Genomic DNA, 12,778 nt, shown 5'->3' on the forward strand with positions numbered 1-12,778 from the left:
TTTTCGACATATATAACGCGTTATGCAAAAAACAGGCCGATATACTTTATTCTTTATTTACAGCTAGTTATGTTTATATTTTTTTTGAACTGTAAAACAAGCTGACAATATTTTAAGGTATTTATACTTATTACTCGCATTTCACTGCTTTTAACTTTAATCTATTAAAAAATAACAGTTATTATGGTGTGATGTGAAGATAAGTTGGTCGAGAATTTGGTGCTTAGTTACTTTTGAAGTTTTACGTTTGTTTACCACTAAGCGCGGTTTATTGGCGTTATCAGCCTTTGCCACAATCTGGTTTATTATCTTGTATTATTTTGTTGGCTCAGCGTCTGCAATGGTTATTTCGCCTTCATTTGAAAGCATGGCGTCGCAACTGTTTGGTGCTCTGGGGCTAACGGCGCTTTTAGATTGGCCGGTCGCTGAGTACGCTATTTATTGGTTGGTGGCGGTATATTTTTTCCCAAGCTTTGCTTTATTGGTCTGTAGCGATCAGTTTTGTTCAGATAAGCATCGTGGCACATTAAGGTTTATCACCCTAAGAACAACCCGAGCCGAGTTAATATTAGGGCGTTATTTAGGTCAGCTGCTTATTATAGCGATATTAATATTGCTGACCTCAATAGCGACAACCCTATTAGCCAGTATGCGAGATGTAACACTTTTATCGGCTAGCCTACAGATAGGTGCTAAATTATTTTTAGAATTATTAATTGTTGTTATGCCGTTTATTGCTTTAATGTCATTGCTTAATACCTTGGTTAATTCAGCGCGACTTGCGATAGTTGCCGCCACATTATTTTTTGCCTTAGGTCCTTTGGTGCTTGCTTTTATTCAATATCAATTTGGCCAAGTTTTTTATCTAAACTGGCTATTTCCAGGTGATCAAATAAGCAGTATTTTATCGCAAAATAACATGGCCACTAGTCAATATTTATTACCTTTAATACAGACCGCTTTGTTACTGATGACCAGCCATTGGCTGATGAAGAGGGCATCACTATGAGTTTAATTATCGATGTTCAACAAGTTACGAAACGATATGGAGATAAAACAGCCCTAAACAAGGTCGAGTTTGCTTTAGAAAAAGGGGCGCCAGTGGCTTTAGTGGGTCCTAATGGTGCAGGTAAAACCACTTTGTTTAGCTTGTTATGTGGCTATATTCAGCCTTCATCAGGCAAAATTAGTATATTGGGACATGCCCCTGGAAATTCAGCGCTGTTTGGGCGTTTGTCAGCCTTACCCCAGGACGCGCAATTAGACCCTAGGTTTACGATTGCGATGCAACTAAACTTTTATGCTCGCTTACAAGGTATGAGCAACAAGTTTGCTCAAAAAGATACGGCTAGGGTTTTAGATATGGTAGGTTTGTCAGATGCGTTAAATAGCCTACCCAGTGAGTTATCGCACGGTATGCGAAAACGCGCAACCATAGCGCAAGCCTTATTAGGTAGCCCTGAAATTGTCATGTTAGATGAAGCAACGGCTGGGCTTGACCCTGCTAATGCTAAAGAGGTACGCGCTATTGTTAGTGAACATGCCAGCGACGTTAACTTTATTTTAAGCTCTCATGATCTTAGTGAACTTGAGCGATTATGTGATCAGGTACTTTATCTCGATAATGGTCACTTAAAACAGCATCAAACGCTGGGTAATAATGACAGTGCTGGATTTTTAACGCTGAGAATGAAACAGATTTATCCAGAAATTATACCCTTAATATTACAAATTCCGGGCGTTAGCCAGGTGACTATGACACAAGATAAAGAATACTTACTTACCATCAGTAATGAGCAAGGTAAGCTAAGTATTGAAATGAACTTATTAACAGCCTTAGCAAGTAATAATTGGTCTTATACTCACCTTATTAATGGCAAAACACTTGAAAACCAATTGTTTTAACTAAAAAATATCTGAACTTTTTTGATGGGAATATCACTGTTTTGCTACTCACTTACCTCGCTAAGAGCAAATAGATAAAGACTATTGCCTGCGTTATAGATTTCAACAATATGTCCATATCGCTGTCGGTGATTAAGCCAACGCCGGATGCAGCCGTCGAGAATAACGCTTCTTGGCGGTGCGATCCTACTTTGCTCTACCTTCATCATCCATGCCTTTTAGCTCATCTTTTATTAATTTGCATCTTTAAGAGGAGCGGGTATATATTCTCCCTCTAAGCTCGCTGGTATTTGGCCGTTAGATAAATGATTAAGCCAGCTTAAATATCTCTCATAAGACATAGGTTTAGCATAGTAATAACCTTGACCAATGTCGCAACCAAAACAGCGTAAAGTTTCTTCATCTAAGCTGCTATTGATACCTTCTGCAACCACTTCTAAGCCTAGGCCTTTTGCCATTTTCACTGCAGCTTCCGCAATAACTTTACGTTTATTATTGCTACAAACATTTTCAACAAATTCTCGGTCTATTTTTAACTCTTGGAACGGCAACTGATTAATTTGCGACATGGAAGCATAGCCAGTACCAAAGTCGTCAAGGCTAATAGTAATACCTAATTTAATAAGGCTTTCTATGGTTTCTATTGCGATGTTATTTTGTGCAAAAGAAACAGATTCTGTTAATTCGAAAATGATTTTTTCTGCCTTAATATCACTGCGATTAATTATCTTGGTGATGTCATCAATAAAATTTGCTTGAATAAGGTCTTTACCACTGATGTTGATAGACACCATGTGGTTTAGACCTGTATTTTGGGTTAGCGCTGCTTGTTGACTCAAGGCTGTTTCTACTACCCATAAGGTTAATGAAGGTATTAAACCAAAGTCTTCCGCGACAGGAATAAAAATATCAGGTGAAACATGACCAAGCGTTGGATGGTGCCAGCGAATTAAACATTCACTACCACAGACTTTATTGGTTTTTAAATCGATCTGTGGTTGATGAAACAACTCAAACCCTTGCGTTGTTATTGCTTGTTGTAGGTCAATGGCTAACTGTATTGATGAAGGACTACTTTGGTTATCTTTTTGCGTAAAGTAAGTCCATTTATTTTGCGTTAACTCAGCTTTATTTGCGGCAATTGACGCGTTATTGATCATACTTGTACTTGAGCTATCATGAGCAGAAAATTTTGCTAAACCAACATACGCGGATAATGGCAGTTTAAGATCTTTAATATAAAAAACATCACGAACGGCTTGCTGAATTGAGTTAATAAATAGTGCTATATCTTGCTCGTTAAGTGAATTGTCAATGACGATAGCCAAGCTGCTATTTTCGAGATAGCAGAGTTTTTCAAATTGCTCAGTGATATTAAGTACAGCATCATTAAACCTGAACAATGAAGATAATTTTAGATAGACTTTTTGAAAGAATTGGATGCATATTTGTTCATTGATATAGAGTTCGATACGGTGAAATTGCTCGGGTTTGATCACTATTACGGTAAAGTTTTGCTTACCTTCTGCTATAAGCTGACTGATTTTATGGTCTAAATTTGTTTGTCTCGGTAAATGGTTACTTTGGTGGTAAGCAACCATAGTTAGTTTTTCTTGCTCATTGCGGCGAATACGCTCAGCTAAGGCAAATGCCATAAAGGTGACTTCAATCATGATGGCAAATAGGAATGCATTGCCCGTTAAAAAGCTATATTCAAGTTGATTAAGCAGCACTAGAGGTTGAATAATAGCGCCAGCTAATAAGGGCAACCAGGACAAAAAGTAAAAACGTGCCCATAAAAAATCTCGTTTCAGGCGGTTAAGGATTAGGAAGAGTACGACAATATAAAATAGTGGCTGCAGAGAGAAAAAAAGTTTAGCTTGGGTTAATTCGTCGAGCGAAAGAGAATATAGCCCTAATGAACTGATAACAATAGTAAATATAAGTGAATATTTGTAAGCCCAATGTTTTAAACGGTCATAACGTAAAAAATAAAGCGTAAATAACAGTAAAAAAATAATCAGTAAAAAATGTGTAAAGATAATATATTTATTGAGTAACTGCATTACTTGGTCGGAGAAAAGAAAATATCCATAACCTGTTAATGAAGACAGTAATGCAAAAGCAGATAATAAGTAACCAATATACAATAAATAAACTTTATCTTTGTCAGCAAAAAATAATACTAAGTTATATATTGCCATGATGAGTAATATGCCGATAAATGCGCCATATATTAATTGAGATAGCAGTACTCTTTGCTCGAAGTCTTGTGGGGTAAATAACAGCAGAGGTATATTAGGAGGACCAGAGTTTTTCACTTTTATTAGGTATTCACTATGGCCGAATTGATTCAGCTGTAGTCTTGCATAAGGGTAAATATTTTGGCTTAACTCTTTTGATTTGGCACGTTTCTGGTAAATTTTTTCTGGCGCTGTTAAGGCATTTAGTTGATAAACGATAAAAGTATCAAGCATACTATGTTCGGCCATCAATATTAGTTGCTTGTTGCCACTACCTTGAATAAAGCTTTTTTGCGCGCTAGTAGTTATTGATGTTTTATCAATAGGATAATGCAGAAATAGTTTTATCCAATAACTTTGCTGTGCTAATGCATAAGGAATATTATTTAATTTACTAGCGATAAAATCAGTATTACTTAAGATATTATTAAGGTCAGTATTGTTAGTTTTATCAATGTAATAGCTACTATTAATCGTAAAGTCACTATTTAATTCGTTGATATTTTTTTGGTCAATGTTATGAACAAGGCCAGCAAAACTGACGACAATAGCAAGTAAAATGATGGCAATTAAAGCGGTGGAAATTCTCTTGCTGAATTCGGAAAATATCAAGAAATACATACTCATCTAAGTGAATGATAATTCAACATGTTGGCCTTGCAGTTAAGTTTCAAGACTCACCACATTTTTGTTACGGCAGACATTATTTCGCTCAACAGCTTGTAGTCTAATGCTTAGCTTATGCTTGTTAGATATTTTTACTAGATTATATTACCTTGTTATACAGAACAATTGCACGTCAAAGGTGCCACATTGTACAAATAACTAAAAAGTACAACTAACGCTATAATCGGTAAAAACAATCAGTAAAAAGCTCGACAGTTCAATAGTCGCTAAAAAATTTAATATTTTTATTACCAGCAATGTAACAGAAATATGACTATTAAGTCACTATTTTAGTATTAATGAAGTTATTTTTTAATAAAATTCAACAACTAAGCCATAAATTAAAATTGTCAAAGATAAAGCTTTGGGTGGTCTATTTTATAAATAAAATAAAATCAAACGTAAACAAATAATCAGCCATTTTGGAAATAGTGAACATAAAATTGGGTATAGTTAGCATTGCCTCAGCAACAAAAAGTGAATAATTTAAATAACGCCTTAATATTAGCTAATAGCGCTTAGTTGACCAATATCTAACCAAAAGAGTAGCCAATAGCTAATGTCTTTCATGCACACAGACAAGTTATAAAAGTGAATTATTGAAATCTCAGCTATTGTATCTGCATAGACTGCTCTGAGGTAGTTATTGCATTTAGAGGAAGGGTGTCTTTGTGATCTTAACAGACACAGCTAATCTTGTGACAACAGATTGGATGCTTGTTATATTATAACGCTCTTTGATGATTAAACTGATTCTGATTAATCTATATACGTCAACTTAATATAGCGAAAAAAAAGTTACTTAGTGTTTTTTTAGGTACCCAACATTCTCTGCTTTCAAATGCCAAAGCTTTTTAAAATTAGCTGCTGAAACGGCAAACGGAAAAATAGTACATAAAGCGTTACTTCTTAAGTTTGCAGTTCACTGCTAACTGGCGAGATATAGCTAAAGTTCGTTGCTAAGGTAACCTGTAATTTATGAGGAATAAAAAACATGTGCGGTCGGTTCAATATGACATTTGATAAGGGTGTTAAAAAACTTTATACCAGCTTAAAAATTAACAAGGTAATTGATAAGCCTATTGATAGCCGTTGTGTAAAAGCGGCGGATACCATTTCCATTATCAGGAATGTAGGTGAACAACGGCGTGTTGAAAACGCTACTTGGTGGTTATTGTTAGACCAAACGGTAAATGGTTTTAAACCGTCTAAATTTACTTCATTTAATACACGATATGATAAGTTAAATACCCCAAAAAGTGCAGGTTATCAAGCCTACCGTAGTTCACGGTGTGTTATTGCGGTTAAAGGTTTTGGTGAAACTGAATTTGTGAATAAAAAACCTATACATTATTACGATATGGCAGCAGAGTCAGGTGGCTTAATACTTGGGGGGTTGTGCCGTGAATGGAAGCATCAAACAACAGGTGAAATAAAACTTAGCTGCTCGGTTATCACCTTGCCACCACACCCAAAGCTGATGAAAATTCACAGCAAAGCAATGCCGCTAATCCTACCGCAAGAATCACTATTAGTAGATAGGTGGCTAAATACTCAATTTAATGAGGTTGAGCAATTTGAACACTTGCTACAACCCCATATTCCACAAAATCTTATTGCTCACCAGATTGATAAACCTATGACTTATAAAACGATTTCCGAGTCACAGTTTATTAACCATGATTGATTCTATAGGGTGGCCGTAACGCTCAATTTAATACTCTTTTTGATACAAAAGCTGAGATTTCAGCAGATGTAGGTAAGGAACGAACATTACCTATTGTTGACGTTGATAAGCTATTGCAAACTTAGCACAAAAAGTAGATGTTCAAACATGAACAGACTAGGATTATTGGCTTTGGTAGCAAAGTAGGGCTGATCTATCATAGTTGGTCTTAGTCATGATGTGAAATATGAACTTAGCGTTAAGTTTTATAATAACAAAACCTTAAAATTTCATAGGCTGCTCGGGTTTTGATAAAGTCATCTGCGCAGCCGCCTTTATCAGGGTGATTAATGAAAACTTTTTTTTGGTAAGCCTGACGTATCTTAGACCAATCCACACCTTGATTTAGTCCTAACGTCGTCAGGGCATCGCCAACCTTATCTACCGCCTGATATCTTTGCCAAAAACTAGCAAAAAGTGATTCAACCTCTTCAACAGTGATGTTATTCAAATTAGACCAGTTTAAATAGTAGTGGGCCAGATCATTATCGCGCGTGGTCAGGGAATTTTTAACGCCAGCGCAATGTGGCATCAGACAAATTTCTAAAGGAAAAATTGTCAGTGAAAAACCCTCTGTTTGAATATCATGTTGAATTTGATACAGCGCATTCATAACAAAAAAATTCTTTTGGAAAATGGCTATCTGAGGAGCGACATCCGTTAGAATAAGCGAAAGAAAGTCTTGTTCACAAAGCTTCACCAAATCAAGCAGCGAGCAGGAACTTTTCTGCTCTCTTAAATATCTCAGTATCGAAATAATTAAAGGATTGGTCATAGATTTCAGTTCCCTTTTTATTTATTGCACACACATTACTGTCAGCTGGCACAGTACAAGCTAGCGTTTACTGGTTAGAGTCAAGAGCATCTTGCTCGCTCTTAAGCAAACCATAGCAATAATGAGGATGTCAGGTCAAAATAGTACTAACTATTAAGCTTTTCAGCTCAGCCAAAATATCCTTTATTAGCGAATAGAAGACCATTTTATGAAGATATAAAACAGCGCTTAATAGACTTTTTAGAGACGAAAGCTGAACATTACAGAATATAGACATGAAAGATCAATCAATAGATACAAATTTATTAGCTAGAAATTATTTGATATATACTTTCTAATGACATGCTTTATTTAAACGATAAAAAAATTTGAGTAAAACTCAAAGAAAGGAATCGCATGTGCCTTTATTTACTCCCTGTTTATTCTTTAGTTATTCTTTAGTTAAAAAATCAACTCGCCGCTTGAATCCGTTTTATCTGGTTGCTTACATCAGATAAATTTCCTGTTTTAAGCCAAATTTTTGCGCCATTACTTTTTGCTGTTACTGCTAGTGTGTCGCCTAACGGTAAACGCATCCAGCTATGCTTTTGCAGTAAATCATTTTGTGCTTGTAATTCCCCGGCTAATACTAATACCTCTGCACCTTCAGGAACCGATAAACTCATTTTTGTATTCGGTTCAAAATAATAAACCGACACTTCTTCATGTTTGTCTTTGTATAACGGGGTAATAGATACGCCAAATGTTTGCGAAGGAATCGCTGACATTTTATTGATCTGTAGGCGAACATGCGTTCTATCTTCAGGTTGAAACTGCCACAATTTTACAAAAATAATACAGCCGTTATCAGAGCGCGGCGTATGACTAGATTGTGGAGGATTTCGAACATAAGAGCCGATAGGGAAATCTCCACTTTCATCTTGAAATACACCGTCAAGTACCACAAACTCTTCGCCGCCCGTATGAACATGAGGAGAAAATTTACTGCCTTTTGCGTATCGCACTATGCTGGTTGCTCTAGCAACCTCGCCACCCACTCTATCTAGAGGTCTTCTTTCAACGCCCGGCATAGGTGAGGCTAACCAGTCTAATGAGGCACTATGAACAACGGCTTTTTGCGTAAAATCATCAAAAATTCCCATAAATAAATCCTAGTTAAAAAATAGTAAAGGAGAGCGAGTCGTTAATGCCATTAAAGCGGTTAAACCACTCGCGATATAGTTTTATTTAAGGCTTGGTCGGTCTTGAATCTTTGCACGCCATGCAAGTAAATGTGTGTATTGACTTGGTACGGTTAGTTTACCAAAATCAGCAAAAGCAAGACCTGCGAATAAGGTAATATCAGCCATCGTAAATTCGTCACCGGCGACAAAAGGCGCGTTACTTAATACCGTATTAAAATATTTAAAACCGGCCAGTACATTTTTAGCTTGTTTATTGCCCCAGGCTTTATTTTGGTCTATTTCAAGATCGGGTCCTAAACCATCAGTTGCATGATGAAAATAAGTAGCGGCAGCGTCAAGTACCATAAATTCAGCTCTGCGTTGCATCATGCTAATAACAGCACGCTCTTTAGCAGACGTTCCTGTTAATGAAATGCCGGCAAAGGTGTGATCGATATATTCAATAATAGCTGAACATTCAGAAATATAAGTACCATCATCTAATTCGAGTACTGGAACACCCGCAGCTGGATTTTTTACTAGGAAAGCATCACTTCTATGCTCAGCGTTCATTACGTCAACAGGAACAAAAGTAACCAGGTCTAGCGCATTTTTTTCAGCCAAAGCCATTCGAACACGAAGTGGATTAGGAAAACCTTCAACATCATATATTTTCATTTTATTTCCAATTAATTAATGAGTTTATTTAAATAAGTATTATTCTATTTACCATCAACTTACTTAGTTTTTTTATCTAACAACCAAGCTATCTATCTATTGATAGGTAGCTTGGTTGTTTTTATATCAATTGTCAAATGTTAACTTGTAGCTAAATGTAGCTGCTAACGCGTTGTAAAATGACTTGCTTTTAAATTAAACGCCAGTTAATATTTATCTATCAGTAGGTAGGTCGTAGGTGTTAATGAATGAGGTGCTAATGAATAAAAAGTGCGTAATTATTGTTGGTGGTGGATTAGCTGGTTTGTATACAGCGTTTCAGTTAGAACAGTTAAATATTCCCTATGTGCTTTTTGAAGCGAAAGATGTTTTTGGTGGGCGTATTCATAGCGAACAGCCTAAGGTAAATAATGATGAGTCGTTATTTCATGATCTTGGCCCAACATGGATATTTCCACATCATTATCGTATGAAAGCATTAGCGGCTAATTTGCAGCAAAATTTATTTCATCAATATATTACTGGTGCGGTTGTTTATCATGAACATACGAATATAGCCCCTAAAATCATTAAAAATGGTCAAGGGCCTTTATTGCATCGTTTAGAAGGGGGTTTATATAAACTCATTTTGGCTTTACAAGCTAAGTTATCAAAAAGTAATTACCAGCTTAGTTCTCAAGTGGATAGTTTACTAAAGGTCAATGATACTTGGCAAGTAACAGTGAAAAATACAAAAGATGCTTCGGTCGTTATTCACGAAACCGACAATTTAATATTAGCCTTACCACCCAGACTTATTCATGAATACTTAACGCCTGCTCATTGGGCGAGTGAAGCGTTAACAAAAGCGTTATTGGCTGTACCCACTTGGATGGCAAACCAAGCAAAGTTTATAGCGACTTATAATAAACCTTTTTGGCGAGACAGTGGCTTGGCAGGACAAGCATTTAGTCGCGTTGGACCTATGATGGAAATTCATGATGCTTCAGCCGCAGATCAGCAAGGTTTTGCATTATTTGGTTTTATCGGACTTTCATCCCAAGCCATAAAAAGTGTCTCTATTGAAGATTTAAAAGCCCAGTGCATTAATCAGCTTAAGTTATTGTTTGGCGAAGCAGCCCAGCACTATGAACAGTGTTATTTAAAAAGTTGGGGCAACGATGTCCATGTGGCCACAGATAAAGACAGAACAGAGCCACCGGCGCATCCTGACTTTCATATAAAGCGATTTTCTCAGGAGTTATCGTCATTAAATTTATATTTGGCAGCGAGTGAGTTTTCTGAGCAAGACGCTGGTTACCTTGAAGGCGCGATTAACGCCGCTGATACAGCGATTAGTTTATTGAAAAAAGAACTCTTGTTTAAAAGTTACTAAAAACGAACAAGCACCTTAGTGGTATCCATTTAGCGAAATGATTAAGTATTTGAATAAAATGACTTAGTCATTGATAATAGCCGAGATTATTGAGTAACTAACATTAGCAGTAACCTTGTCTGCTTATATCGCTAATATGGGCATTAAAGCTACTCAATAACTTTATTATTTACTTAACCTCTCAGATAGCATTTATTTATGAATAAAAAATCTCAAATACTCACATTAGCTGAAAACAAAGTTAGGTCTGGCGGCTACGGTAATTTTAGCTTTAGAGAGCTTGCCGATGAAATAGGCATTAAAAGCTCAAGTGTGCATTACTATTTTCGCACCAAAGCTGATTTAGCTGCAGAATTAGCCCATCAGTATACCGATGTATTTTTAGCATCACTAAATGATGAGAAAGCAAAGCAACAAGAGAGTAGCGCGATTAAGCTCTATATTAATATGTTCAAAGCGGCATTGGAAAAAGATAACCAAATGTGCTTATGTGGTTTATTAGGCGCACAGTTAGACGCCTTGCCAGAGCAAGTGAAAAGTGAAATTAAACGTTTTTTTGAATTGAATATAAACTGGTTACAACAAAGATATATTGAAGAAAAAGACATGACAGCAGCAAGTGCCAAAGCTAAAGCTATTCAGTTATTAGCCTCTTTGGAGGGCATGATGATTTTATCTAAAGTATTAGATGATAAAACGGCTTTTGATAATATTCAAGATTATATTTAACCGCGTATTCTTACAAACTATGCTGTTTAGGCGAAGTTGTTAGGCAATATTTACCTAAGCTATGTGTCATTGTTGTGCCATTTTTTTGGAATGGTTATCGCATTACGCCATATTAGAAAAACACCTACATCTCATTTTTTATGTCCGATCACATTGGTCCACTCACATAAGTCCGTGAATAGCCTAGACGAAGCTAGACCTATATAAAATTAATCCCAAAAATAAGATGTTCAGGCGAAAGAAAGATTATTCAGTCTATGCTTGTGTAAACACATTTGACAGTCGCAGACAGTGAGTCACTTAAGTTACTCAAACACACAGCTAATAGTTGGCTAAGTTTGGTTTAGTTAAACAATTTTAGCCAACGATAACTTAGCCTGCTATTTAGGCGTTGAGCAATATAAGGACGCAGATATGAAAACAGATAAAGTTGCTGATAATTCCAGCGATATAGAAGGGGCAACGGTTGTTATTACGCATAGAGTGCGTGAATGCAAGCATGCTGATTACGAAAGCTGGTCTAATGAAATAGCGCCGATTTGCAAAGCCTCAAAAGGGAATCTGGACTGGCATATCGTCCGTCCAATTTCTGGACTAACCGGAACCTACACGATCATTATACGATTTGACACTCGATCACATTTACAAGACTGGATGGAGTCGCCGACTCGCTCTCGTCTGATTGAAAAGGTTCAACCGTTATTAGTCACTGGCGATGACTTTTTTATCAGTAGTGGGCTAGATTTCTGGTTTACCCCAGAAAGCGCTAAAGCTAAAGTACCCGTACGCTGGAAACAGTGCCTAGTGACATGGTCTGCCATTTATCCTTTAGTGCTTGGTGTGCCGATAGTCATTGCACCCGTGCTGCGACTATTACACTTTCCCGATAATCATTTTATAACTACGCTTGCAGTAACAGGAGCCATAGTTTTTCTCATGGTTTATTGGATCATGCCCAATTACACACGATTTATCCAGCGATGGCTATTCAGTTGAGACATATTTATAGCCCCACAACAAGGTGCATATGACAGCTTTTTTTCCACTTTTCTTTGGCAAATCCAAAGCTAAAGCGGGATTTTTTTACTACTAAGAGAGATTTTTTTGTTGGAATTTAAAATATTAGGTCTTTTTATCATTACAGCCTTAACTGAAATTATGGGTTGTTATTTACCGTATCTTTGGTTGCGTGAAGATAAGTCAATTTGGTTGTTGGTTCCAGCTGCGCTAAGCTTGGCCACATTTTCGTGGTTGCTTTCTCTGCATCCTGAGGCTGCTGGTAGAGTTTATGCGGCCTATGGTGGTGTTTATATTTTTATGGCTATTTTATGGTTGTGGGTTATAGAAGGAATTCGCCCAACAGCATGGGATTTAGTGGGGTCGGCAGTAGCACTTTTGGGTATGGCTATTATTATGTTTGCCCCCCGCACTACATAACAATTAAAAAATGTAAACTGTGCGGCTTTTTCAGTGGTGATATAGCGAGAAAGGCTTCACGTCATTAGGGCGTCTAAAAAA

General features: G+C 36.8%; 11 protein-coding genes. 7 read left to right on the forward strand and 4 right to left on the reverse strand.

What is annotated here, in order from left to right; translation table 11 throughout:
* Positions 1 to 193 precede the first annotated feature (193 nt).
* The gene (locus tag H4J59_RS11255; protein ID WP_182239438.1) at positions 194 to 1,009 is read left to right on the forward strand and encodes a hypothetical protein; all 816 of its coding nucleotides are present in this window, start codon (positions 194 to 196) and stop codon (positions 1,007 to 1,009) included.
* Positions 1,006 to 1,905: an ABC transporter ATP-binding protein gene (locus tag H4J59_RS11260; RefSeq protein WP_182239440.1), complete on the forward strand. Its 900-nt coding sequence runs from the start codon at positions 1,006 to 1,008 to the stop codon at positions 1,903 to 1,905. The genes H4J59_RS11255 and H4J59_RS11260 overlap by 4 nt, the downstream gene beginning before the upstream one ends.
* A 233-nt stretch (positions 1,906 to 2,138) precedes the next feature.
* Here the strand turns inward: H4J59_RS11260 and H4J59_RS11265 are convergent, their stop codons facing one another.
* On the reverse strand, positions 2,139 to 4,760 hold the full coding sequence (locus H4J59_RS11265) for an EAL domain-containing protein (protein ID WP_182239442.1): 2,622 nt from the start codon (positions 4,758 to 4,760) through the stop codon (positions 2,139 to 2,141).
* 1,048 nt (positions 4,761 to 5,808) lie between these two features.
* On the opposite strand from H4J59_RS11265, the gene H4J59_RS11270 reads away from it, so the two are divergent.
* Entirely contained in the window at positions 5,809 to 6,501 is a 693-nt protein-coding gene (locus H4J59_RS11270; RefSeq protein WP_182239444.1) for an SOS response-associated peptidase family protein, read from the forward strand.
* Between the two features lie 238 nt (positions 6,502 to 6,739).
* Here H4J59_RS11270 and H4J59_RS11275 read toward each other — a convergent pair whose 3' ends face one another.
* From H4J59_RS11275 to H4J59_RS11285, 3 genes are all read right to left on the reverse strand, one after another.
* The gene (locus H4J59_RS11275) at positions 6,740 to 7,315 is read right to left on the reverse strand and encodes a DNA-J related domain-containing protein (protein ID WP_182239446.1); all 576 of its coding nucleotides are present in this window, start codon (positions 7,313 to 7,315) and stop codon (positions 6,740 to 6,742) included.
* A gap of 449 nt (positions 7,316 to 7,764) precedes the next feature.
* The gene (locus H4J59_RS11280; RefSeq protein WP_182239448.1) at positions 7,765 to 8,457 is read right to left on the reverse strand and encodes a cupin domain-containing protein; all 693 of its coding nucleotides are present in this window, start codon (positions 8,455 to 8,457) and stop codon (positions 7,765 to 7,767) included.
* Positions 8,458 to 8,538: 81 nt separating this feature from the next.
* A complete protein-coding gene (locus H4J59_RS11285) occupies positions 8,539 to 9,156 on the reverse strand; it encodes a glutathione S-transferase (RefSeq protein WP_182239450.1) in 618 nt (205 codons plus the stop codon).
* Between the two features lie 259 nt (positions 9,157 to 9,415).
* Between H4J59_RS11285 and H4J59_RS11290 the strand changes: the two genes are divergently transcribed.
* The 4 genes from H4J59_RS11290 to H4J59_RS11305 all read left to right on the forward strand — a co-directional run bounded on the left by H4J59_RS11290 (position 9,416) and on the right by H4J59_RS11305 (position 12,697).
* Positions 9,416 to 10,531, forward strand: a complete 1,116-nt coding sequence (locus H4J59_RS11290; protein ID WP_182239451.1) for an FAD-dependent oxidoreductase — start codon at positions 9,416 to 9,418, stop codon at positions 10,529 to 10,531.
* 198 nt (positions 10,532 to 10,729) lie between these two features.
* Positions 10,730 to 11,260, forward strand: coding sequence for a TetR/AcrR family transcriptional regulator (locus H4J59_RS11295; protein ID WP_182239453.1), 531 nt, complete (start codon positions 10,730 to 10,732; stop codon positions 11,258 to 11,260).
* A 414-nt stretch (positions 11,261 to 11,674) separates the two neighbouring features.
* A complete protein-coding gene (locus H4J59_RS11300; protein WP_182239455.1) occupies positions 11,675 to 12,256 on the forward strand; it encodes an antibiotic biosynthesis monooxygenase in 582 nt (193 codons plus the stop codon).
* A 108-nt stretch (positions 12,257 to 12,364) separates the two neighbouring features.
* A complete protein-coding gene (locus H4J59_RS11305; protein ID WP_182239457.1) occupies positions 12,365 to 12,697 on the forward strand; it encodes a YnfA family protein in 333 nt (110 codons plus the stop codon).
* The last annotated feature ends 81 nt before the right edge of the window (positions 12,698 to 12,778 follow it).

The sequence above is a fragment of the Colwellia sp. MB02u-10 genome, assembly GCF_014077185.1.
GTDB lineage: Bacteria > Pseudomonadota > Gammaproteobacteria > Enterobacterales > Alteromonadaceae > Cognaticolwellia.